The organism is Paenibacillus amylolyticus, from assembly GCF_050990605.1.
In the GTDB taxonomy this organism is placed as follows: Bacteria; Bacillota; Bacilli; order Paenibacillales; family Paenibacillaceae; genus Paenibacillus; species Paenibacillus amylolyticus_H.
Genome location: NZ_CP158832.1, coordinates 4,106,838 through 4,133,018, shown reverse-complemented (window position 1 = coordinate 4,133,018; position 26,181 = coordinate 4,106,838). Strand labels below are relative to the sequence as shown.

The 26,181-nt window shown below is 45.5% G+C and carries 15 protein-coding genes; 12 read left to right on the top strand and 3 right to left on the bottom strand.

Annotated elements, in window-relative coordinates:
* Positions 1-46 precede the first annotated feature (46 nt).
* From ABTV53_RS18470 to ABTV53_RS18450, 5 genes are all read left to right on the top strand, one after another.
* Positions 47-14,029, top strand: a complete 13,983-nt coding sequence (locus ABTV53_RS18470; protein ID WP_433745072.1) for an amino acid adenylation domain-containing protein — start codon at positions 47-49, stop codon at positions 14,027-14,029.
* Positions 14,030-14,057: 28 nt separating this feature from the next.
* Positions 14,058-14,210, top strand: coding sequence for a hypothetical protein (locus ABTV53_RS18465; RefSeq protein WP_433745069.1), 153 nt, complete (start codon positions 14,058-14,060; stop codon positions 14,208-14,210).
* A 156-nt stretch (positions 14,211-14,366) separates the two neighbouring features.
* Positions 14,367-14,966 (top strand): TetR family transcriptional regulator C-terminal domain-containing protein, encoded by a 600-nt coding sequence (locus ABTV53_RS18460; protein ID WP_433754274.1) that lies wholly within the window; start codon positions 14,367-14,369, stop codon positions 14,964-14,966.
* Positions 14,967-15,040: 74 nt separating this feature from the next.
* Entirely contained in the window at positions 15,041-16,279 is a 1,239-nt protein-coding gene (locus ABTV53_RS18455; RefSeq protein WP_433745067.1) for an MFS transporter, read from the top strand.
* Between the two features lie 17 nt (positions 16,280-16,296).
* Positions 16,297-17,007: a thioesterase II family protein gene (locus ABTV53_RS18450; RefSeq protein WP_100527165.1), complete on the top strand. Its 711-nt coding sequence runs from the start codon at positions 16,297-16,299 to the stop codon at positions 17,005-17,007.
* A 329-nt stretch (positions 17,008-17,336) separates the two neighbouring features.
* Here the strand turns inward: ABTV53_RS18450 and msrA are convergent, their stop codons facing one another.
* Both msrA and ABTV53_RS18440 read right to left on the bottom strand, forming a co-directional pair.
* Positions 17,337-18,299, bottom strand: a complete 963-nt coding sequence (gene msrA / locus ABTV53_RS18445; RefSeq protein WP_433745064.1) for a peptide-methionine (S)-S-oxide reductase MsrA — start codon at positions 18,297-18,299, stop codon at positions 17,337-17,339.
* 180 nt (positions 18,300-18,479) lie between these two features.
* The gene (locus tag ABTV53_RS18440) at positions 18,480-19,091 is read right to left on the bottom strand and encodes a TVP38/TMEM64 family protein (RefSeq protein ID WP_433745062.1); all 612 of its coding nucleotides are present in this window, start codon (positions 19,089-19,091) and stop codon (positions 18,480-18,482) included.
* Between the two features lie 199 nt (positions 19,092-19,290).
* Here ABTV53_RS18440 and ABTV53_RS18435 point away from each other — a divergent pair, with 199 nt between their 5' ends.
* Together ABTV53_RS18435 and ABTV53_RS18430 are read left to right on the top strand one after the other, a co-directional pair.
* Positions 19,291-20,229, top strand: coding sequence for a Gfo/Idh/MocA family protein (locus tag ABTV53_RS18435; protein ID WP_433745059.1), 939 nt, complete (start codon positions 19,291-19,293; stop codon positions 20,227-20,229).
* A gap of 37 nt (positions 20,230-20,266) precedes the next feature.
* Positions 20,267-20,581 carry a hypothetical protein gene (locus ABTV53_RS18430; protein ID WP_433745057.1) on the top strand — a complete coding sequence of 105 codons (315 nt, stop codon included), beginning with the start codon at positions 20,267-20,269 and terminating at the stop codon, positions 20,579-20,581.
* A gap of 25 nt (positions 20,582-20,606) precedes the next feature.
* Here ABTV53_RS18430 and ABTV53_RS18425 read toward each other — a convergent pair whose 3' ends face one another.
* On the bottom strand, positions 20,607-21,425 hold the full coding sequence (locus ABTV53_RS18425) for an AraC family transcriptional regulator (RefSeq protein WP_433745054.1): 819 nt from the start codon (positions 21,423-21,425) through the stop codon (positions 20,607-20,609).
* A gap of 190 nt (positions 21,426-21,615) precedes the next feature.
* Here ABTV53_RS18425 and ABTV53_RS18420 point away from each other — a divergent pair, with 190 nt between their 5' ends.
* The 5 genes from ABTV53_RS18420 (at position 21,616) to ABTV53_RS18400 (ending at position 26,148) form a co-directional block, all read left to right on the top strand.
* Positions 21,616-22,728 carry a Gfo/Idh/MocA family protein gene (locus ABTV53_RS18420; protein ID WP_433745051.1) on the top strand — a complete coding sequence of 371 codons (1,113 nt, stop codon included), beginning with the start codon at positions 21,616-21,618 and terminating at the stop codon, positions 22,726-22,728.
* A 149-nt stretch (positions 22,729-22,877) separates the two neighbouring features.
* Positions 22,878-23,846: a sugar phosphate isomerase/epimerase family protein gene (locus tag ABTV53_RS18415; protein WP_091028762.1), complete on the top strand. Its 969-nt coding sequence runs from the start codon at positions 22,878-22,880 to the stop codon at positions 23,844-23,846.
* A 24-nt stretch (positions 23,847-23,870) separates the two neighbouring features.
* Positions 23,871-24,599: a ThuA domain-containing protein gene (locus ABTV53_RS18410; RefSeq protein ID WP_433745048.1), complete on the top strand. Its 729-nt coding sequence runs from the start codon at positions 23,871-23,873 to the stop codon at positions 24,597-24,599.
* Positions 24,600-24,925: 326 nt separating this feature from the next.
* Positions 24,926-25,222, top strand: coding sequence for a winged helix-turn-helix transcriptional regulator (locus ABTV53_RS18405; protein WP_076333333.1), 297 nt, complete (start codon positions 24,926-24,928; stop codon positions 25,220-25,222).
* 194 nt (positions 25,223-25,416) lie between these two features.
* On the top strand, positions 25,417-26,148 hold the full coding sequence (locus ABTV53_RS18400) for a hypothetical protein (RefSeq protein ID WP_433745045.1): 732 nt from the start codon (positions 25,417-25,419) through the stop codon (positions 26,146-26,148).
* The last annotated feature ends 33 nt before the right edge of the window (positions 26,149-26,181 follow it).

Genomic DNA, 26,181 nt, shown 5'->3' with positions numbered 1-26,181 from the left:
CGGGGCTCCTTCGGCTATCTATAGATTTAAGGGGAGGACATAAGGGATGATGAACAAACCGGAAATTGCTGATATTTATCCATTATCTCCAATGCAAGAAGCACTGCTGTTTCATTCGCTTTACGACCAGGGAGACGTATATTTCGAGCAAATGATTTTTACGATTCAGGGATTCATCGATATCAAGGCATTGGAACGCTCCATGAACAAAGTTATCGAGAGATATGATACGCTGCGGACGATCTTTATTCACGACAAAATCAACAAGCCGAGACAAATCGTGTTGCGAAACAGAAAAGTTAAATTAGATTACATTCAATTGACCGAGCCTGATCCTGTCGGGCAACGGAAGATGATCCGGCAGATGGCAGAAGAAGACCGCCAGCGGTCTTTTGATTTGTCCAAAGATATCCTTCTACGCTTGCAAATGATCCAAACCGGCCCCACGGCATATACGCTGATCTGGAGCAATCATCATATTCTGATTGATGGATGGTGTCTGGGTATCATTTTTCAGGAGTGGTTCTCCCTCTACAAACAGGAGATTCACGGAATACCTGCACAACTTGATCGTGTTATTCCCTATAAACGATATATTAAATGGTTGGGTGAACAGCAGGAGACGGAAGCCAGAACCTATTGGAAGAAATATCTCTCTGGTTATGAGATCGGAGCGGACTTCCCTGCGGAAATAGCTTCGGATTCAGCGAAACCACCGTCGATTCAGGAGATTACGTTTAATTTGGGCAAAGGGCTGACAGATCAATTAATGGATGTTAGCCGTAAATATCAGGTCACGATGAGCAGTCTCTTTCAGACACTATGGGGAGTAGTACTTCAATACTACAGCAATTCTGACGATGTGGTTTTTGGAACCGTAGTGTCTGGAAGGTCGGCTGCTATACCGAATGTGGAGAAAATTGTAGGTTTGTTCATTAACGCTGTACCTGTAAGAATAACGTCGGATGAGAAACGGTCATTTGCCCAATTACTGAAAGAGACACACCAAAATGCCATTTTGTCCGAGGAGTTCAGCTATCTGTCTCTCGCTGAAGTGCAGGCGGAAGCGGGTCAGAATGGTCCGCTTTTTAACCATATCATGGTGTATGAAAACTACCCTTCCAGTGCCAGCATGTTTGATACCAAACAGTTTGAACTGGGATTTGATATTACTTCCATTGAAGCCTATGAACATACCAATTATGATCTGAACATTTCCATAGGTCCAGGTGAGGAGATTCGGGTCAAGATCAATTACAACGAGCAGGTATATTCGGGTTCTTTTATCGAGCGTTTGTTTGCACACCTGAAGCAGGCCTGTCTAATCATCGCGCGAGAACCCGAGATAAGTGTTTCAGATATTCGTATCCTGACCCCGGAAGAAAATAATATGTTGGCGAAAGGGAACGAGACCACAGCAGACTATCCGAGGGATCAGTCCATTTCAGAATTATTTATTCGACAGGTAGAGTTATACCCTGATCATCCAGCGATTCAATTAGCTTACCAGACCTGGACTTATGCAGAACTCCATGCTCTGGTTGAAGATTGGGCCAAAGCTATACAATGGCATGGCATAAGGCCAGGAGACAAGGTAGGTCTGGTTGCCCGGAAATCCATGGAGATGATCGCAGGCATGTTGGCTATTATTCGGGCTGGTGCTGCCTATATTCCACTTGACCCCACATTTCCGGCCGAAAGATTGACCCATATGCTTCACAACAGTGGTGCACGATCCCTGCTACGTTTCACTGAATTAGAATTGCCCAACTATGAGGGAGATATCTTGACCTTGGATATGTTGATGATGCATGAACGTTCATTCAACACGAACAATCACCAAGAGATTGATTTCCTTTCTGGTCCACGGGATGCCGCGTACATTATCTATACTTCAGGTTCGACTGGCAAACCTAAGGGCGTGGTTGCAACTCATCAAAATATCATCAAGACTGTGCGAAATAATGGTTATGTGGAACTGAACTCCAAAGATCGGATTCTGCAAATTTCGAATTATGCTTTTGATGGGGCTACCTTCGATATATACGGGGCATTGTTGAATGGCTCGACGCTTGTACTGACTACTGAAGAACAGATGCAGAATGTAGCTTCGCTTGCCGATCTGTTCACCAAGGAAGAGATTACGGTCGCTTTTATGACAACTGCGCTATTTAACACGATGGTGGATTGGGACCCGAGTTGTTTCAGCAAGGTAAGACATCTTCTGTTTGGCGGTGAGAAAGCTTCAATCAGGCATCTGAACAAAGCATTTGCTGTCTTGGGACCAGAACGATTATTGCACATGTATGGGCCAACAGAAACGACGGTGTATGCGACATATTATCCGATTACGCGGCCTGATCTCGTACCCATAGGCAAACCAATCCACAACACGACTGCTTATGTCATGAACTCCAAACGTAATCCAATGCCTGTTGGTGTGACGGGAGAGTTATACATTGGCGGTGAAGGGTTGGCCAGTTACCTGAATGCTCCAGAATTGATGCTGGAACGCTTTGTGGATAACCCATATGCTCCGAATGAGAAAATATATAAAACTGGGGATTTGGTAAAACGTCTGCCTGATGGAAATTTGGAGTTTGTAGACCGTAAGGATCATCAGGTCAAAATCAGGGGTCACCGCATTGAGCTGGGAGAGGTGCAGGAGAAGATGAGGGCTCTTTCCGGAGTGGAAGATGTTCTTGTTACGACATGGCGGGATGCGCAGGGGAATTCCAACTTAAGTGCATATATCATCCCTGTTCAATATGCAGATGCTCATGTGGAACAGAATCAGCAAATTCAGGATTGGAAGTTGGCGCTGAAAGCCCGTTTACCAGAATATATGATTCCTGCTGAATTTCAGATTCTTCGAGCATTTCCGCTTAATTCCAATGGCAAAATCGATCGAAAAACCCTTCCTGTTCCAACGGTGATGGGTCAACCCAAAAATCAGCCACTGTCTGGAGATACCGAACAGAAGCTGGCTCAGATCTGGGAAGATGTATTGGGCATTAAACCAGGTGCCGGGGATCACTTTTTTGAACTTGGGGGGCACTCGTTAAAAGCTATGATGCTGGTAGCCAAAATACATAAGGAGATGGACGTAAAACTTTCCTTGCATGAAGTGTTCCGTGCAGCAGTACTGCGGGACATGTCTGTATGCATTGAAAATTCTCGCAAAAGTGTATATAAGGCTATCCCTGCCGCGGGAGTACAAGAATCTTACCCGGTATCCGCATCGCAGAAGAGAGTGTATATTGCACAGCAGCTTGCTCCCTTGGAGACCAGTTATAATATGCCAATGGTACTGGAGATTGAAGGGAAACTTAACCGGGACAAGCTTGAAAGTGCCTTCATACAGCTTATACAACGGCACGAAGTTCTAAGAACTTGTTTCATCTGGTCTGGTGAACACTTGCGGCAACATATTCTGGAGCCTGCGGAATTAAACTGGAAGCTATTCGTCTATGAAATGCAAGAACAACAATTGGAGATGTATCGCGGCAAGGATGTTGTTAATGGTAAGAAAACGATGATTGCCTCATATCTTGAGACATTTGTACAGCCATTTGATCTTTCAACCGGTCCGTTGATCCGTGCAGCCCTTGCTGAAGTAACATCCGATCGAAGTCTCTTGTTCATTGATATTCATCACATCGTATCTGATGGTGTATCCACCGGAATCATTTATAAAGAACTGACCCGATTATACGAGGGCGAAGAGTTGTCACCCGTAAACCTACACTATAAAGACTACTCTGTATACGAACAGAATGAGCGAACGAGCCAGAAATATGAGGAGAATCGGAAATACTGGTGTGCCCAATTCGAAGGTGAACTTCCGAGTACAGAGATTGTACCAGATTATATCAGGCCTGCCGTTCGATCTTATGAGGGGCATTCGATCTCATTTCAACTTGAATCTGAGCTCACGGATCGCCTAAAAAGTCTTGCTGCTAAGCACAAAACCACACTATATGTTGTCTTGCTGGCTGCCTATAATATCATGTTATCCAAATATACCGGAGAAGAGGATATTGTGGTCGGTTCACCCACTGCCGGAAGATATCACGAAGATGTTCAGCCTATGGTGGGTATGTTCGTCAATACGCTGGCCTTGCGTAATCAAGTGCAAGGTGAACTCACATTGGATGAATTCATAGGTCGGGTGAAGTCCAATTTTGTTGAGGCGCAAGAGCATGGAGAGTTCCCTCTGGAGGACCTGCTTGAGCATCTTCAACTGTCAAGGGATCTTAGCCGGCATCCGTTGTTTGATACCCTTTTTGTACTGCAAAATATGGATATTCACCCAATCCAACTGACGGGAACTACATTTACTGCAGCAGATTGGGACTGGAATCATGCCAAATTTGATATGACATGGGGATGCCAAGAGGATCGCCATGGCTTGAACTGGACAGTGGAATATGCTCCCTCCATCTATAGAAAGTCAACCATTCTGAGGATGATTGATCACTTCAAAAACATACTTGTACAAATGGGTGATGCCCGCTTCATGAGGCTGAAGGAAATCCATTTGTTAACGAACGATGAGCAATCCGCTATGCTTGCTTGCAATGAAACTCAGGCAGAGTATCCACGTCAATCCAGTATTCCGTCAGCAATTGAGGAGCAGGCTGCCCGAACTCCTGATCAGATTGCGGTCATGGATAAATATCAGAGCTTGACATACAGGGAATTCAACGAAGTGACAGATCAATTTGCACGCGTACTGATGGAAAATGGAATGAAGCAAGGAGATGCTGCAGGTCTGTTGACAGATCGTTCTCTGGGCATGATCATAGCTATTTTCGGGATTCTCAAGACAGGAGCTATGTATATTCCTATTGATCCTTCCTTTCCTGAAGAACGCAAGCACTTCATTATGGAAGACAGCAAGGCCAATTGGCTGATCACAGCCAATGAACTAACTATTGCTGGATGTACAACACATCATCTGTCACTTGATGCAATACTTCAAGAGGCAGCAAGGACGAAGCAACAGAGCAGAAATTGGAAGTTGCCAGCAATACCGCCGGAAGCAACAGCGTATATGATGTACACTTCGGGCTCGACCGGTAAACCCAAAGGGGTTATGACCAGTCATCGAAATATTATTAAGACGGCCATTCACAATGGCTTCAGTGAACTGTCTTCTGCCGATCGGGTACTCCAAGTATCCAATTATGCATTCGATGGCTCAACCTATGAGATTTTCGGGGCACTATTAAATGGTGCATCACTCATATTAATCGCCAAACATACTTTACTCGATGCTGCCGAGCTGGCCAGAACGATGGATGAACAACGAATTACGTCTGGCTTTATGACGACGACATTGTTCAATACGATGGTCGACTATGACGTTACATGCTTCAAGCATGTTAGAAAACTATTCTTTGGTGGAGAGAGCGCATCGATTAAACATGTACTGAAAGCACTGGATTACTTGGGTGAGCATCGTATTGTGAATGGGTACGGACCGACAGAAACCACTGTTTTTGCTGCGACATATTCGGTTGAAAACAGTTTGCGTCAACATGTTCGGGTTCCCATCGGAAGGCCGATACACAATACACGACTGTATGTGCTTAATCGCTGGAACCAACTCCAGCCTACAGGGGTTCCTGGTGAGCTGTACATCGGGGGGGAAGGTGTATCGAAAGGATATCTGAACCAGCCCGGTTTGACGGAAGAGCGCTTTGTTCCAGATCCATTTGTCCCTGGAGAAACGATATATCGGACAGGAGATTTAGTGGTTTGGAGAGAGGATGGCCAACTGGAGTACTTGGCAAGAATGGACAATCAGATCAAAATTCGGGGCAACCGGATAGAACTCGGTGAGATTGAAACCAGATTGAAAAAAATTCCCTCCGTGAATGAAGCAGTATTAATTGCACGCAAAGAGGAGCGCGGCGAGGGTTCCCTTCTTTGTGCATATGTAGTGCCCGAAGATCTTGCTACGAAGCAGATGGACAGCTCAGGCCTGGTTTCCAATTGGAAGGATGAATTGAGACAGTCACTTCCGGAATATATGATTCCTGCATTTATTCTTATTGTGGACACCATACCGATGACATCCAATGGTAAGGTGGATTATGCTGCTCTTCCCAAGCCTTCGGCTAAATGGAATACGGCGGTGGTCATACAGCCTGAGAACCTGTATGAAGAGCAGTTGCAGCATATCTGGTCCGAAGTTCTCGGGAAGGATTTTCCGGGAATGTTGGAATCATTTCTCGATCTTGGCGGACACTCGCTTAAAGCGATGACCATGGTAGCCAAAATACACCAGAAGTTTGATGTAAAGCTAAGCCTTCAGGATATCTTCAGCCATCCTACCATTCGGGAGCAGGCAATGCTTATCCAGGGGAACGACAAGCTTCACAGGCATGTCTCCCTACCTACTGTGAATCCGGATACAAGTTATAATGTGACTTCTGCTCAGAGAAGATTGTATATCATTCAGCAAAATGAAAATATGGGTACCAGTTATAATATGCCCATGGTATTACGAATCGAAGGTCATCTGAATATTGAACGACTCGAAAACGCTCTGCTTCAGTTGATTGAGCGCCATGAGTCCTTACGAACCTCTTTCTTGGTGGAAGATGATGAGGTTAGGCAACAGGTACACGCGCTGGACGAACTGGACTGGAAACTTACTATGACAGAAGTAAATAATGGTACATCACAATACGGGTCTATAGATCATGACGAGGCGTCATGGGTTACATCATGTATTTTTCCTTTTGATTTGTCAGCTCCAAGCTTGTTTAGAGCTTATGTCCGCAAGCAATCGGATACGCAGCATCTGTTATTGCTGGATGTTCACCATATCGTTTCGGATGGGATATCAACAGCGATTATGTACGACGAGTTATTCAGAATATATGAAGATGAAGAGCTGCCGCTTCTGCAAAAACAGTATAAAGATTACGCTGCCTATGAGCAGCTACAACGATCAACGGAAGCCTACAGTGCTGCTCGTGATTATTGGCATCGACTGTATGAGGGAGAGCTGCCGATATTGGACTTCCCTCTGGAGAACGTGCGTCCACGAGTACAGTGCTATGAAGGAGCGCAGCATACATTCCTGTTGGGTGACGTTCTTGCCAAGCGCCTGACCGATCTCGCGGCGAGCCAGGAGACAACCTTGTATGTACCGCTGTTAGCCGCATATTACATTCTGCTATCCAAATATAGCGGACAGGAAGATATCATAGTCGGTACACCGATCGCAGGCAGAGATCATGTCGAAACGGCTTCCATGGTGGGGATGTTTGTTAAAACGTTGCCTTTGCGCAGCGAAATCAAGCCGGAACTTACGGTTGCAGGGTACATGGCTTCATTGAAGCAACGTGTACTGGATTGCTCCAATCATGCGCTGTACCCACTTGAAGAGCTGCTGGATCATCTGCAAATGGTCAGGGAGCCGAGTCGCCATCCCCTGTTTGAAACGTTATTTGTACTACAGAACATGAACATGGCTCAGCTAAAGGCGGATCAGCTAAAAATTGATCAGATGGAGACAACAACAGGGCGATCCAAGTTTGAGATGACTTGGGCTGGACATGAGTTGAAAGAAGATATCTCCATGACGATTGAATATAATACCGACTTATTTTCCCAAGCCAGGATCCAACAAGTGTCTTCCCATTATGCGCACATTCTTGAACAGATGGTCAACGATCCCAATCTGAGTCTCAACGATATTGAATTGTGTACATTGGAGGAAAGCCTGTACTATGAGAAGATTGAAGGACAAATTGTTGAATATCCAAGAGAAGAAACAATACCAGTGCGGTTTGAAAAACAAGTGAGACAGCACGGAGATCGTCCTGCGTTGATCATGGGCTCCCTGAGCATGACCTATAGTGAGCTGGGTATGAATGTTAAACGGATGGCTGAAACGTTAAAACAGGAAGGGGTTCGTCCGGGAGACAGAGTCGGATTATTAACGGATCGCTCTATGGGAATGATCGTATCCATTCTCGGCATTCTAAAATCCGGAGCCACATACGTTCCACTTGATCCGTGCTTTCCACAAGAGCGCATGGCCTTCATGCTTGAAGATAGCCAGACACAATTGCTCATTGCTGAACAAGGCCGAGCAGTTCACAGCTTTTCTGGGAAAACGATGGTGTTAAATGAACAGTGCTGGAGTGGACCTTTTAATGACGAGTTCGAGTCGGATCAAAAATCCCAACCGGATCATGCAGCTTATGTGATGTATACATCGGGTTCAACCGGGAAGCCAAAAGGAGTCGTAACCACACATCGTAACATTATGAAGACCAGTATCCGGAATGGGTTCATTGACATGGTGCCTACGGATCGGGTGCTGCAGTTGTCCAATTATGCTTTTGACGGATCGACGTATGACATTTTCGGAGCTTTGCTGAATGGTTCCGCGCTTATCCTGATTTCCAGAGAGGACATGCTGCATATTACAGAACTGGCCCGTACATTGGATGAACAGCGAATTACTACTGTCTTCATGACGACGGCTCTATTTAACACGCTGGTAGATTACGACTTGAGTTGTCTGAAACATGTGCGAAGACTGTTTTTTGGTGGGGAGCCCGGTTCCAGAAAACATGTCCTGAAGGCACTGGATTATCTTGGTCCCCATCGCATTATTAATTGTTACGGCCCAACGGAAACGACTGTTTTTGCAACAACATTCTCTGTGGACGAGAGTATGCGCGATAGAAGCAATGTGCCAATAGGCTGCCCAGTTCACAATACACAGGTCTATGTGCTTAATCCGTGGGGAAAGAGACAGCCGGTTGGGGTACCCGGAGAACTTTATATCGGGGGAGAAGGCCTGGCACAGGGTTATCTGAATCAACCAGTGTTGACGGCAGAGCGGTTTGGCGAGAATCCGCTGAAGTCAGGAACAAGACTCTATCGTACAGGAGATTTGGTGAAGTGGTTACCTGACGGTAACTTGGAATTCCTGGATCGTTTGGATCAGCAGGTCAAAATTCGGGGCAATCGAGTGGAGCTGACAGAGGTCGAAAACAGGCTTCTGGTATTGCCGGAAGTTAAAGAGGCGATGGTAACATCTGGACGGGATGAGCAAGGGCACTCTTTTCTCTCAGCATATATCGTTCCTCATCCAACATCTGAGCCTAGGCTGGCGGGTATTATTCGGGAACAGTTGCTTCACGATCTTCCAGATTATATGGTGCCTTCAACTTACACGTTGCTTGACTCTTTTCCGCTCACCAGTAATGGCAAAGTGGATAAGAGAATGCTTCCGAAGCCACAACCCCTGTTAACCGAGAGTTATGTTGCACCAACCAATCCGGTCGAAGCTGAACTGGCCGAAATTTGGACCAATGTTCTGGGGTTATCAAGAGTGGGCATTCACGACCATTTCTTTGAACTTGGAGGACATTCTCTCAAGGCTATGTCTCTTATTGCCCAGATCCATAAAGCTTTTGATGTAAAGTTGACGGTACAGGATGTGTTTACCCACACTTCCGTGCTGGATCAGTCCAAGTTTATTCAAAAAGCTAGAGGGACCCATCGTTATACATCGCTGCAACCTGTGACGATTCAAGATACCTATCCTGCTTCGTCGGCTCAGAAGAGACTATTTTTCCTTCAGCATATGGATCAGCAGAGTACCAGCTACAATATGCCAATGATATTTGAAATTGAAGGTGAACTCTCTGCTGAGCGACTCGAGGAAGCTTTTATCTCCCTGATTCATAGACATGAATCTTTGCGTACGTCGTTTGAACTTGTTCAAGGGGATCTCAGACAGCGTATATGGCCTGCAGCAGACTTGGAGTGGAGGATGGAGCGTACATTGGCTGAACGGAAGGAAACAGCTACAGCTGATACAAAGACGTACGTTCATTCGTTCATTCGCCCCTTCAATCTCAGAGATCACAAGTCGCTTTTTCGTGCAGGCTTGTTAAGTACTTCAGCAAATAAGCATATTCTGGTTGTGGATACTCACCATATTGTTTCTGATGGTACATCGACCGGTATTATCTTCAGTGAACTGTTTCAGTTGTATGAACAACAAAAGTTTGAGCCTCTTCCTGTTCAGTACAAGGAATATGCTGTCTGGGAACAGGAACAGAAGAACGCGGAAAGCTATCGAAGCAGTGGGGAATACTGGCTGAATCAATTCCAAGGTGAACTATCGGTGCTGAATCTTCCTTATGACAATTCCTATGGCAGAACGGATAGAGCTACTGGGGCACGAGTAGGGATGCAGCTTGGAGCAGAGCTGACTGAACAGCTGCAGATGCAGGCAGAAGAGAATAAAACAACGTTGTATACGGTAATGATGGCGGGCTATTCCATCCTGTTGTCCAAATATGCCGGACAGGAGGATATCATCATCGGTGTACCTACAGCCGGGCGGGAACATGCAGATACTGCATCCGTCGTTGGCATGTTCGTGAATACTTTGGCATTGAGATTGAGGCCCGAGGGAGAGATCGAAGTAGAGAGATACATTCAACAGGTTCACACCCAGTTGCTACAGGGCTACGAACATGGGATGTATGCTCTTGAGGAGTTAATTGAACAGCTGGCATTGCCCAGAGAACTGAACCGCCATCCACTATTTGATACGATGTTTGTGTTGCAGAACATGGAGCACTCATCACCTGAAGCGAGTTCGATCTCCATACGTCAGATGCCTTCTGGATCGAGTGAGCCCAAGTTCGATATGACATGGGGAAGTGTTGAGCACGATGGAGGCCTGAGCCTAACCGTTGAATATAATGAAAATCTGTTCTCTTCGGAAACGATTGAGCGCATGATGCATCATTATGAACATATTTTGCAACAAATGGTGATTCGCCCTTATGAGCAAATCATGAAGATTGAGATGTGTACTCCGGAGGAAAGGCTGCACCTGGCAAGTCTCGAAGGAGAGATCGTAGATTACCCGAGGGAAGAAACGATATCACAGAGGTTTCATCAGCAAGTGCTGCAATATGGGGATCGTCCATCCGTTGTAATGGGTACGGAGGAGATAACCTATGGAGAGTTGGAGATAAGGGCCAATCAGCTTGCAGAGATACTAAGACTGAAGGGAATCGCCTCGGGTGGCGTGGTAGGATTACTGGCTAATCGCTCCATAGGCATGATTGTATCCATTATGGGGATTTTGAAGGTGGGGGCTGTATACGTACCGCTTGATCCGACTTTCCCGGAAGACAGGTTAGCCTACATGCTGAGAGATAGCCAAGCCCAACTATTGATAACTGAAGTTAATCCGGGCGTACCTGATTTTCAGGGTCAAACGGTATTGCTAGACGAACGCTTATGGGGTGAAATGGCCAAGGAAAAGGTTGTATCTGACCGGGTTGAAAGGTGGAATGCTGATTCACCTGCCTATGTCATGTACACTTCTGGATCGACTGGTGCACCCAAAGGAGTCGTCACCACGCATCGGAATATTATGAGAACAAGTGTGAATAATGGGTTCATGGATATGGGGCCGGAAGACCGGGTTTTGCAGCTGTCCAACTATGCGTTCGATGGATCAACCTATGAAATATTTGGCGCATTGCTTAATGGGGCTGTTCTGGTGCTGCTTCCCAGGGAGGACGTTGTACACACAGCTGAACTTGCCAGAACACTGAAAGAAGAGCGGATTTCCTCTGCTTTTATGACGGCTGCACTGTTCAATACCCTTGTGGATTATGATGTGACCAGTCTGACACATGTTCGCAAACTGTTTTTTGGTGGGGAAGCAGCCTCCCGAAGTCATGTTCTTAAGGCTCTGGATTATCTGGGTCCACACCGATTGGCTAACGGATACGGACCTACAGAAACGACCGTTTTTGCTGCAACCTATACTGTGGATGAAACGCTGAGAGATAGACGGAATGTACCTATTGGGCGTCCAGTTCACAATACCAAAGTCTACGTGCTTAACCGTTGGGGACAAAGACAGCCGATTGGTGTTCCAGGGGAACTCTATGTTGGTGGAGATGGTCTGGCCTTGGGATATCTCAATCAGCCTGCGCAGACATCAGAACGATTCATTGAAAGTGTTATTACACCTGGAGAGATCATTTATCGCACGGGTGATTTGGTCAGATGGTTGCCTGATGGAAATCTGGAATATTTGGATCGTCTGGATCAGCAAGTCAAAATTCGTGGCAATCGCATTGAACTTCCCGAAATCGAGGATCACTTGATATCACTACCTGAAGTGAGGGAGGCTGTAGTTGTTCCCAAACGGGACAAACAAGGCCATTCCTATCTTGTGGCCTACGTTGTACTGCAATGGGAAGAACAGACTGCACAGGAACAACTGGCTCATATCAGGCAAGAGTTAAGTTCAATGCTTCCACAGCATATGATCCCGTCTAGATTTGAGTTTCTGAATAATCTGCCGCGTAACTCCAATGGAAAAATAGATCGAAGAGCCCTGCCAGAGCCAGTCAATCAACTGACGAGAGGCTATTGTGCCCCCCAAAATGCGCTTGAACAGGATTTGGCATTGATCTGGGCAGAGGTACTTGGCATTGAACGTGCAGGTACAGAGGATCATTTCTTTGAAAACGGTGGACATTCACTGAAAGCCATGATGTTAAATACTCTTATCCAAGAGCAACTTCATATCCGGATAGATCTGCAGGATGTATTTAAGTATCCAACGATAAAGTTGTTGGCCGCTTACATCCAGCAGCAAGGAGCAGCCCTTTATCATGATGAATATGAGTCTATTCAGCCTGCACTTGAACAGAGCACCTATCCTGCAACACCTTATCAAGCTTACGGTTACGAAGCAAGCCAGGACAATAATCATTGGAATATGCCAATGGCATTTCATATCAAGGGAAGACTTCAGGCGAAGCGGCTGGAGAATAGTTTTAGGGCTCTGATTGAACGCCATGAAGCTCTGCGTACCTCATTGCACAATGAGGGAGGACAAGTGGTTCAGCGTATTCACCAAAGGACTCCTTTTGACCTGATTCAAGAGAACGTCGAGTCAGAGTCAGACAGAATACGTATCATGGAATCTTTTATTCAACCGTTCAATGCAGCACAGCCACCACTTCTTCGTGCGAAGCTTCTCCATATGGGAGAAGAGGATCATGTGCTTCTGATGGATATGCATCACGCCATATCGGATGGTACATCTGTAGGCATTCTGATGCACGAGTTGATTCAGCTCTATCAGGGGATAACGCTTCCGCTTGTCCAGTTACAATATAAAGATTATGCCGTTTGGCAAAAGGACAGGCTTGATCAGGGAGGGTATGCCGAATCCCAAATCTTTTGGAAGGAAACACTTCAGGGCTACCATCCGTTTACGGTAAGAGACGAGCGTGTAAGTGAAGAGGATATCACTTCCTATGAAGGGGATCAGATAGTTGTAAAGCTACCTGCCAACAAGCTCGTACAACTTAGAGAAAAGCTCAATGATTCAAGTTTAACGGATTATGCTATTTTATTTTCGGTATATCTGCTTACGTTGCATCAAAAGACGGAGAGAACGGACCTGATTGTAGGAACGTATGCATTTGGCAGAAGAAGACCTGAATTGCAGGACACGGTTGGTTTGTTTATTAATTCGATTCCCTTGCGAAATATAATATCAACAGGTGATACGTATCACCAATATCTTATTAAGCTCCAGGCTAACCAAATGGATGCATTTGATCATCAGGATTATCCATTTGAAAAAATGATGGAAGATGCAGGTTTCTCTTCTGCACCCGATGGGGATTTGCTGTTTGATACCATGTTTAACCTCAACAATTTTGCTCAGCGCTCTGTAGAAACTTCTGAAATTCAGATTACTCCATTCAAGTATGAATGGAAGTTCAGTGAGTATGAGATCTATGTTACAGCTCAGAAAATTGGAGAACATTTCAGTATTCACTTTGACTATCGGGTGGCAAGTTTCACCCGGGAGGAAATGGAGCAGTTTACCAATCAGTATCTGAGGTTATTCGAATATATTGTAGAGAAGCCTTATATTCTTATTGATCATCTGAATCAGATGAACCATTGGAAGGATTCTGTGATACACTAACATAAACCAATCATAGGAGGAGAAAAACATGAGCAAATTTTTCAAATTCGGAGTTGTAAGGGACGAGGAAGTACCCGAAGAGATCAATGAATTGGTGGAAGAAACAGAGAAACTCCCTGAGACGATTAGACAGGAATTAAACGACGCTTTCAAAGAAGAAGATGAAGACAAAAATAAATAAATTGATAATAATCTAAGTTTTCATAATGTACCCTCTTGCAAATCTCGGGAAAATATGAGATATGTAAGAGGGTACATACATATAGTGCATTGACGGAAAAATTTGGGTGTGATACTATTAGACTGAATGGTCAGTCTTTTGATGGAGGGGTCTTAAATCGAAGTCAAACGGAGAAAAGATGTTGCTCAGATCAAGAAAGATATCGCTCGTAATACCAAAGAGTTATTTGCCCAAAAGGGATATAGTGCAACCTCTATGGAGGACATATGTACAATTAACAATCGAAGTAAAGGCAGTATATATTATCATTTCAAAAGTAAGGAAGAACTCTTCATGTATCTCATCAAACTCAATAACGAAGAGTGGATGGATTCATGGCTGGAAAAGGAACATCAGTATGAGACGTCCGTAGATAAACTATATGGTCTTGCAGATCATTATGTTGACGATTTGGCGAATCCGCTCAATCATTCAATTAACGAGTTTGTCTCAGGTCAGGTGGTCAGTCAAGAGATGCTGGATGAGATGCTTTCCCTGATCCGAATTCCTTATATGACGTATGAGCGGATCATCTCAAAAGGGATTGAGGATGGCGAGTTGAAATCTGAAGATCCACAAGACTTAATGCACATTATTAACGGTCTTTTTAACGGATTAAGCACACTTTATTATGAGAAGGATCTGACCGATATCAGACGACTCTACAAAAAAGGTATTGCCAGCATGCTAGTGGGCATCCAACAACTTCAACAATGAAAAGCTGATGTATAATATCAGTTTTTCTTTTGAAAATTAATAAACCGGACAGTCGGTTTAAAGGGAGATGGAGAATGAGCACATTGTTCAGGAACAAAGCTTTTCTTATCGTCACGGGGTCTGATCTACTGCAAAATCTGGCTATATGGATACGGAATATGGCGATTCTCTATTATGTGATGGATCAAACCCAGGGCAACCCCATAGCGGTCTCGCTTATAACGGTCCTTGAGTACGCTCCGATTTTTGTTTTCTCCATCATTGGGGGTGCACTTGCTGATCGCTGGAATCCCAAACGTACAATGATATTGGGCGATATGCTCAGTGCATTATCCATTATCATGATTATTGCCGTCTTGTCTTCTGGTTATTGGCAGATTTTATATGTCGCCACTTTTGTATCCTCTATCGTTAGTCAGTTTTCACAGCCATCATCCGTGAAGATTGTGAAGCGAAATGTAGAAGAAGAGCATGTGCAGTCAGCAATTGCCATTACACAGAGTGGTCAATCTCTTTTCTTAATTCTCGGGCCTATCGTCGGAACTTTCATATATACCGTTATGGGGATTCAAACTTCGATGTATGCATTACTGATTCTGTTCATGACCTCCGCTATTCTTCTTACTTTTTTACCGAAGGATTCCGTTCAGCGAGAAACGGACACCTCATTATTGGCGGATATCAAGGAGGGGTGGCAATATGTCGGGCAATCCCGTTCATTAAAAATGCTTAGTTTGGTATTCGTCTGTGTGGGACTCTCTTCAGGTCTTATCAGCCCACTTGAAATATTTCTGATCACCGAACGTTTGGGACTTGAGCAGACGTCATTACAGTTCCTGTCTGGTATATCTGGATTAGGTCTGTTAATCGGTGGGGGAATCGCTGCTGCTTTGAGTGGCAAGTTGAATCAAACGTTGACTTTAATGGTAGGGGTGCTGTGTCTGGCTGTAACCACGATGGGTGAAGTATTATCCAGTTGGTTCTGGCTGACTCTTGTGATAAGCTTCCTAAGCTCCATCAGTCTGGCTTTTATCAACGTCATTATCTCGACGTACTTAGTTACCCGGATTGATGAGCACTTGATTGGGAGAGTCAATGGTACCATTACACCATTATTTATGGGGGCCATGCTTATTGGATCTTCCATGGCAGGTGTACTCATGAATAACACATCCTTATTTATCGTCTATATCATCTCGGTTACCGTGATGATCTTGAGCATCCTTCCAGGTATGAGAATTCAATTTCGCAATGAGCAGACTGCTCCCGCGAACACATTGAATCCGGAAGTTGCTCATCAGGCCGTAGACTAGGAAATTGGAGGAAGTTCATGAATTGCATACATCTCATCTGCTTTCCTTATGCTGGGGGTTCATCCATGGTGTATTATCGCTGGCGTAATTACCTCCCTTCTCATATTCAGTTACATCTGGTTGAATTGTCCGGAAGAGGTCGAAGAATGAACGAACCTCTGTACACATCCATGGAACAGGCTGTGGAGGATGCCTATTTATCTATTCCATCCCACTTGTTTGAGGAGAAGATTGTTTTATTTGGATATAGCATGGGAAGTCTTATTGCTTATGAACTGGCTCATTACATCAAGGATAAACAGGGCAGAGATCCAGCGCATCTTTTTGTGGCTGCGAGAAAAGCTCCACATATAACCAATCATAAAAAAGCGATACATGCATTGCCTCACGATAAGTTTATACAGGAAATGCTTCAACTTGGCGGCATGTCACCAGAAGTATTCGAGAATAAAGAATTAGCGGAGATCTTCGTTCCCTTGCTCCGATCAGATCTGCAGATCGTTGAGAGCTACCAGTGGGCTGCGTCCAGAGCACCATTAAATACAGATATAACTGTTCTTGCAGGGGCTGATGACCTGATTCCCATGGAACACATGCATGCATGGAACCAAGTAACGAAAGGGAGTTGTACGCTAAGTGTCTACCCGGGTGACCACTTCTTCATTCATCAGCAGTATAATCGGATCACGGAGCAGATCGCCCGCGTACTGAGCGAGTATCATGCATGACGAGAGCGTAAGACTTATCGGTTGAGCAAGTTAAAGCATTATCATTTTGCACCTTGACTCAATCTCTATAGATAACAAGAAGTATGATCAAGTAGGGTCCCTGTAACGTGAGTCTTTGACTATGGGGACTCTACATTTTTATTTAGAAAAGGAATGTATATGAGCATTTTGCATAAATCGAAAGAGTGACTTTTAATCATCAAGATATAAATCGAAATGGTTCTATTCGTCTAAATCATGTACCCGGGAGCGAGTAGAATCGAATGATGCAAAATGTTGATATAAAAAGAGCAGCGGCTTTAACCGCTACTCTACTGTTAGATCTTATTTTATTGGAAAAGGACCGCGTACTCACCGTATCCTTCTTTTTGCAAGTCTTCTTTGGGTACAAAACGAAGTGCCGCAGAGTTGATGCAATAACGCATTCCACCAGCTTCGGCAGGACCATCGTTGAACAGGTGACCCAGATGGGAATCACCCTCACGGCTTCTCACTTCGGTACGAATCATGAAGTGGCTGAGATCGGTCTTTTCTTTTACATTGTGGTCACGCAATGGACGTGTAAAGCTCGGCCAGCCGCAGCCGGAATCGTATTTGTCGGTAGAACTGAACAATGGCTCGCCGGATACGATGTCCACGTAGATACCGTCACCATGGTGATCCCAGAATTCGTTATGGAATGCAGGCTCGGTGGCGCTGTTCTGCGTAACTTCATATTGAAGCGGCGTCAGACGCTCTTTCAGCCCGTCTTTGTCCACGTTGCCGGACCAGTTGCGTTCAATGAAATCTACGCGTCCAGAACCTTTGCTGTACCGTTTGTAATGGGCAGGGTTCTTCCGGTGATAATTTTGATGATGTTCTTCTGCCTCATAGAACGGTTTGGCTGGCAAAATGGGTGTGAAGATCGGTTTGTCAAAACGTCCGCTTTGTCCCAGCTCCGCTTTGGAAGCTTCCGCAATCTGGCGCTGCTCTTCGCTGTGATAGAAAATGGCCGTCTGATAGGAAGATCCGCGGTCATGGAATTGCCCGCCTGTATCGGTAGGGTCAATCTGCTGCCAGAACAGTTCAACCAGTTTTTTATAAGGGAAGATAGCAGGGTCGAACGTAATTTGCACAGCCTCTACATGTCCTGTTGTCTCCGAGCAGACCTCTTCATATGTTGGATTCTCGGTATGTCCTCCTGTATAACCCGATACGATCTTGTGAATACCGGGCAGTTCTTCAAAGGGGGATACCATACACCAGAAGCATCCGCCTGCAAAAGTTGCTAACTCATTTGAATGTTGATCCATGCTATAGTCACTCCATTTCTGTTGAAGATTTAGCGCTCGTGTTCGAGCTCCAGCAATCTACCGTTTTATTAAAACTTGTTACACAAGCGTTAGGCTTGCTCTTCTATTATATCCTGAATTGGGAAGCCAACCAAGCCGGAATGAAAACAAGCTGAATCTGAACGGTTTGCGAATCTGAATTCAGGCTTTGTTGCGTGACCGAAAGCGAAATAAGAGCAACAAAATGGCCATGAACACCAAATATCCGGCAAGGATACCCAGGCTCAGCCAGATTGAGGTTTCAGCCTGTGCGCCTGCATAGGCAAATACAAAAATCGCTGGCATTTTGCCAATAGCCGTAGCGACCATGAAGACCCGGAATGGCGTATAAGTTATACCTGCGTAGATATTAACGGCCATCTGAGGCACGACTGGCAACAGTCGCATCGACATGACACCCATGAACGGATGTGCTTCCATCCATGTGGTAAAACGGTTCAGACCCCGAATGCGTTCGAGGTACGATCTCGCCTGATGTCTGAAGATGGTTCTTGCTCCGCCATATACGAGCATGGCAGCAAGTGTGGTGCCAAGCCAGCAGATCCAGGCTGCTGTGGTAGTACCGTAACTGTAACCAAAGGCGATAATAACAAACTTATAAGGAATCACTGGCACAAGAGCAAACAATGTTGCCATGGCAAGTAACAGCGGGATGGACTGATGGAGATCGGTCCACGCCAGCAGTTCATATCTGTAAATAAACGTGACTCCTGCAAGTAAAACATATAACAGAAGCCATAACCATTTTCGCAAAATCCCAAACGCTCCTTTCAGATCAGGCAGGTCTGGTCGTGTCCCGATCTGTACTGCTGTTCCTCCTAAGTTTACCACGTTCGCCCATGGTCTGAACAATTCATGCGAAGTCTGCTGCAATCACTGGCAAGTTGCTGTCCGAAGGGTTACACTATAGGACGTGGAAATATAGAACCGAACTGAAGGTGGAATGATCATCATGGAAACAAACCAACGTAAACGAATTGCAATTATCGGCCTCGGCGATATTGCACGTAAAGTATATTTGCCGCTGTTAACAGCTCATCCGAACGTCGAGATTGTAGGCATTATGAACCGATCGCCGGAGCCGGTTAAGACCGTTCAAGAGGCGTATCGATTAGAACGGGGAACAACGGACCTGAAAGAACTGTTGTCCTGGGACCTGGATGCGGTGTTTGTACATACAGCAACGGAAGCGCACTTTGACATTGTCATGCAATGTCTGGAACAGGGATTAGCTGTGTACGTAGACAAGCCATTATCCTATACGCTTCGGGAGTCGGAAGAGATGACGGCTTTTGCCGAGGCACAAGGTCTGTTGCTGGCAGTGGGTTTCAACCGCAGATTCGCACCAATGTATCAAAAAGCAAAAGAATGGATGCAGGGCGGAAGAGGCTTCGACTCCCTGACAGTGACCAAACATCGCACAGGCATTCAGGATCGTCCTGCGGCAGAAACCATCTATGATGATCTCATCCATATGCTGGATCTGATGTTGTGGTACTCGGATCATAATGTGGAGTTGCTTCATCAATGGATTCGGAAGAATGATCTGGACAGACTATTGCATGCAACCGGAACGGCCAAGCTGGGCAGAACAGCCTACGGTCGATTCGATATGGTGCGTGAAGCTGGGGCAGATCTGGAGAAGATCGAATTGCACGGTGGTGGACGATCTGTTGAAGTGGTGAACATGGACACGATCAGCTACATGGAACAGGGGAGTCTGGAAATCAAAGAAACGTTTGGGAGCTGGGACACCGTGTTAGCACGCAGAGGTTTTAGCGGAGCAGTGGACAATTTCCTGGCTTGTCTGGACTCACCCGATGATTGCCTGATCAGTGCAAGTCATGTCATGGACAGTCATGAACTGGCAGAACAATTAATTCGCAAATAATTGCAGAGCAGAATGCACATACGGAGGAATACAAGTCATGGATGAATATGAAAAGGAACGTAATAAACAGATCGAGGAAGCTGTCATTGAAACCTATAAACAGGAAGAAGAGATGATGATCCTCGTATTTGCCCAGTGGTGTGTCAATAATGGTTTGGACCCGGAAGAGATGTACCGGCTAGCCTACCCGGATCAGCAGAGTAACGAGCGTTTGCAGCAGGTGCAGAAGCTGATTGTATCCAAGGAGGAAGCCGGTGAGATCCCGGATGATACGGTGCTTGGCGTATTGTCCATGTTTGGCAATGAAGATCTGGCGATGGTTGTATCCGATGCCATAGCCGCGCGCAAATAAGTTTAACTTACGTATACTGGTATGATTACATCTGTTCCCGGTGAATGACGCGGAATTCCTTCGGGGACATGCCGAACCGGGAACGGAATACCCGGTGGAAATAGGTATAGTTATTAAAGCCAGAAGACTCAGACACTTGCTCCAGGGTCATTGGACTGAAAATAATCCGTTCCCTGGCCATATTCAGCCGGACGTCAAGCGTGTATTGCATGATGCTTTTACCAAACGCTTCTTTAAAGAGATGAACACCCCGTGAGACACTGATGCCAATATGTGTTGCCACATCATCCAGCTTGAATAAAGAGGAAGCGTTTTCTTCAATGTAGTTCTTAATCTCATAAGCCACATAATTAGTGTTGGTTATCGTGGGATGCTCCGCGAGCAGACGATCCACTTCAAGACATAAAATCCGCATATAATAACTTGAGATTTCCGGATAAGGATTGGAGATGCGGCGCTGCTCCAGTACGAGCTGTCGAAACAGGACCAGGAGGCTTTCCGTCAGTTCAACTTTGATCCGGGTCGGCCGTTTGTGACGCTTCCACCACTCATCCACCCAGGAGCCATTAAAGAAGATGTGATAGTCGCCACTCTCCACCAGTCGTTCTCCCATCGGATTGGTTTCATTGTCTATTCTCAGCTCATAGGGCTCGTCAGGATCAAAAAGAAGCAGATCGCCCGCATCCACCAGGGACATGTCCCCGTCAATGCGTGCACGGCAACGTCCGTCTGTTTGCAGTCTTAACAGGTAGTTCTTCACCCCTTCAGGCTGTACCATAGCGTAGGGTTTACGATGAAATGAGAAGCCTGCTGTAAGAACTTGGCAGGAAGAATCTATAGGCATGGGCATACTCCTTGCAATTTGAAAATTATGACCAGATAGTTCATGTTTCGATCATATTATTCATTTTAATTGAACCTGAAAGGGAATACCATAGTATTAGATTTAAGGAACAGGAAACATCCAACTTAACTTATGTATCTCAACCATTCACACGCAGATTTTCACCATGCGTAAGGAGATGAACGTCACAGTGGAGAAAATGAAAGCAGGCATCATCGGGTGTGGTAACATCAGCGCCATCTACTTGGAAAATCTCAAAAACAACCCAGTCATTGAAGTGGTGGCTGTTGCGGATCTGATTCGTGAACGCGCTCAGGAACGGGCAGATGAATTTAATATCGCAAACGTTTACAATGTAGATGAGTTGCTGCAAAATAACGAAATTGAACTTGTGCTGAATCTTACGGTTCCTGGTAGTCATGCCATGACCGATCTGGCTGCACTCGAAGCAGGCAAACATGTGTATGCCGAGAAGCCGCTGGCAATTTCGCTTGAGGATGGTCGCAAGGTTGTTGAGCTGGCTGAGGAAAAGGGATTGTATGTGGGTTCTGCACCGGACACCTTCCTTGGTTCTGGCATACAGACAGCTCGTAAAGCCATTGAGGATGGGCTGATTGGCAAGCCAATTGCTGCGACTTCGTTCTTCATGGGTGGAGGACCAGAAGCTTGGCATCCTAATCCGGAGTTCTTTTATGTCGCAGGTGGTGGACCGATGTTTGATATGGGACCTTACTACCTGACCGCTCTGATTACGCTGCTTGGACCGATACGCAGAATCAGCGCCTCGGCAGGCATACAGATTGCGGATCGCAGAATTGGCTCCGGACCCAAGGAAGGTACAGCGCTGCAAGTAGAGACGCCTACCCACTTGGCAGGAACCATTGATTTCGCAGAAGGTGCCATTGCAACGATGATTACCAGTTTTGACATTCGCGGAGCTTCGGATCTGCCACGTATTGAAATCTATGGTACAGAAGGTACGCTTAGTGTACCGGACCCCAATTATTTTAACGGGGAAGTAAAGGTTCGCAGATACGGTCAAGACACTTGGGAGACGATCCAACCCGTCTTCGAAAGTGGACAAAACGAACGAGGCATCGGCGTAACCGAAATGGTCGAATCCATTCGTGCCGGACGCGAACACAAAGCCAGTGGCAAGCTTGCTTATCACGTACTGGAAGCCATGCATTCATTCCAGCGTTCTTCACTTGAAGGCAAGCACATACATCTGGAGAGTAGCTATGATTCTTTTGCAGTAACTCGCACAGTTCAGTCTGAGATTGAAACCGTGGAATCGCACTAGTTTGAGTAACAAATGTTCAATTTCAGGATAGAAACACTCTCGATTTTCCACACTAATCAAACAGGCATGTGATCTGAACGGTAATTGTATTAGTTCAATATTCATGAATTCAGCAATCATACGATATCTATTCCAGGGAGGAATCGCACTTGAAACTCGGCGTATTTTTGGTACTATTCGGAGGACGTAAATTGGAGGATGCTCTTGATTATGTAGCATCCAAGGGATTAAAAGCGGTAGAGATCGGAACAGGCGGACATCCAGGCAATGCACACTGTAAGCCAGATGAGTTGTTAAGCAATCCTACAGCACTGAAAAACTTCAAAAATGCAGTGGAATCACGCGGTTTGACGATTAGTGCACTGAGCTGTCACGGTAACCCACTACATCCGCAAAAGGATATTGCCAAAGGATTTCACGATGATTTTGTCAAAACGGTAGAACTGGCTGAGAAACTGGAAGTGCCTGTAGTGAATACATTCTCCGGTTGTCCGGGAGACCATGAGGATGCCAAATATCCGAACTGGCCAGTTGCACCTTGGCCGAATGATTTCCAGGAGATCCTGAAGTGGCAATGGGAGAACAAAGTTATCCCGTATTGGACAGAGTGGGGTAAATTTGCAGCAGATCGTAACGTAAAAGTTGGATTGGAGCTGCACGGTGGATTCTCTGTTCATACACCAGCAACTTTGTTGAGACTGCGTGAAGCAGCAGGTGAAGTGATTGGAGCCAATCTGGACCCAAGTCACATGTGGTGGCAAGGTATTGATCCGGTTCAGGCCATTCACATCTTGGGACGTGAAGGAGCCATCCATCACTTCCATGCAAAAGATACAACGATTGATCCGGTAAACGTGAACAAACACGGTGTAACGGATATGCAGGACTATACCAACATGTTGGATCGGGCTTGGCAGTTCCGCTCGGTCGGTTATGGACATGATAACAAGACTTGGGCAGACATTATTAGTGCCTTGCGTCTGGTCGGATATGATTATGTAGTAAGTATTGAACACGAAGACGGTCTGATGTCGGTTGAAGAAGGATTCTCTAAAGCCGTACAAAATCTCCAGCAAGTATTGATTGAAGAACCGCTGGGCGATATGTGGTGGGTTTAGAGCTACACTAGGGGGAAATTGAATATGATCAACGTCACCATTTGGAATGAGTTTGTCCATGAGAAAATTCACGATGAAGTAAGGGAAGTCTACCCGGATGGTCTGCATCGAGCGCTGGCTGACGGACTTGGCGGCGAAGGCTTTGCTATTCGAACGGCTACACTGGATCAGCCTGAACACGGATTAAGTGATGAGGTGCTGAATTCCACGGATGTGCTCATATGGTGGGGACATATGGCACATGATCGCGTAAGCGATGAGATCTCGCAGAAGGTCGCACAGCGAGTACTGAACGGGATGGGTATGATTGTGCTTCATTCAGGTCATTTCTCCAAACCATTCAAAGCGCTGATGGGAACGAGCTGCGATCTGAAGTGGCGTGTAGCTGACGAGCAGGAAATTGTATGGTGTGTTAATCCATCCCATCCGATTGCGGAAGGCATCGAAGGCAAGATTGTATTGGAAAAAGAAGAAATGTACGGGGAATTCTTCGATATTCCAGTACCTGATGAACTGGTGTTTGTAAGCAACTTCCAGGGTGGAGAGGTATTTCGAAGCGGATGCACGTTCCGGCGTGGGGAAGGTAAAATCTTTTATTTCCGGCCAGGTCATGAGACGTATCCGACTTATTACAAACCGGAAATATTAAGAGTGATCAGCAACGCAGTGAAATGGGCATATCCTGCCCGCAGCTTTAAGCTGGAATTTGGCAAGAGTGAACCTGTAAGACCATTTGGTGGCGTGCTGGTCTAATTCACTAACTCAATCGTGAAATGGAAATTATAAGCTTAATTCAAAAAGAACCCTTCTCCAAGTCAATGATGACTGTGGCAGTTGGGTTCTTTTTGGGTAAGATAGTACTATGGGAAAGTTATACGATATTTCCCATGGTGACGACGAAGCGTGTAATGTATACTGGGATGTATGATCCATTTTGGATGTTATGCATCTAAAATTTAAACTTTTTAGTTGCAGGCGTTTTCTTTGAAGCTTAAATATGTTATTATGAAATATACTAACAAAATGTAAGTTGAGTGATCTCTAAAGAGGTGATTAATGTGGAAGGTCAAGACTTGCGGATGTGTCCGCGTTTCGAGACGGCGTTTTCTTTTTTGGGCAAGCGCTGGAATGGTTTAATTATTCAAACGTTGATGAGTGGTTCAAAGCGATTCAAGGATATCTCCAATCTGATTCCATCCATGAGTGATAAGATGTTATCCGAACGGATGAAAGATCTGGAGAGTGAAGGTATTCTGGTTCGTCACGTCTATCCCGAGACGCCGGTTCGTATAGAATATGAACTGACGGATAAAGGGAGAGCGCTCCAGCCTGTCATGAATCAAATTCAAGACTGGGCTGAGAAGTGGGTTGACTAACGTATAAGCAATATCACTCACTTTCGTTGCATGAAAGACATTGACTCCTGATTTCTGTGGAAATCAGGGGTTTTTGTCTTAAGTATAACGTGGATCGTCGTTTTTCTCTTGGGCTATGCACATGTTGTCATGAGTTGTAGTATAATCTATAGAAAATGGCCACAGACGGCCGGAGCGAAGGAGGCCCACTTGTCATGAGAGAAGAAAGCTTATCCCGTGAAGTACGCTACGGCAAGAAAGATATTGCAGAACTTGAGAGCGCATCCATTCAGGTCCATCTAATTTACAAAAAAGCTGCAGAATTATTCAAGCGCACAGCATATTCCCGATCGGTTAAGGATGATCTTGCCCAATTGAATACGCATTCTGTGAAGAGCGATGGTCCGAGAGTAGCTCCGGCGGTACTGCAAAAATGGATTCAAACGTCAAGGGGCTGGAAATGTATCGGATGTGAGCTGGGACAACCTGATTCAACAACTTTTCAGATGGAAGAAACCATCCATGGTGAGCGGTTGGTTCTGGATGTGGGAGAAGGACGGCTGGTTCAGGCAGAAATGCTGATTCAGGCGGTTGTCTGGTCTCAATATGAGAAGATTCGAATGTTTACGCCATGGCTCGGCGATGAAGCTTTTTATAGCTTACAGGAGCTGGATGTCATTGCCCGTTACATTGTGCCTACCTATTTCTCGGAACGACCTTTGCATGAGCAGGGGAAGGTATTCAAGGTACATCAACAATATGGGCAGATTCCGTTGTATCAGGAGTATGTAGATGCACCTTCATGCTGCGTACAGGTGGATGGTGGGTTACTTGAAGGTCGATTGCTGACAGGTGTATATGTGTCTGAGGAGCAGTTCTTCGGACTCAATCCATATCTGAAAGATGGCGATGGAGGACGGACATACATGCAGGCTAGTGTGCAGTGATAACGAAACTAATGTTAACGTGAAAATGAATTA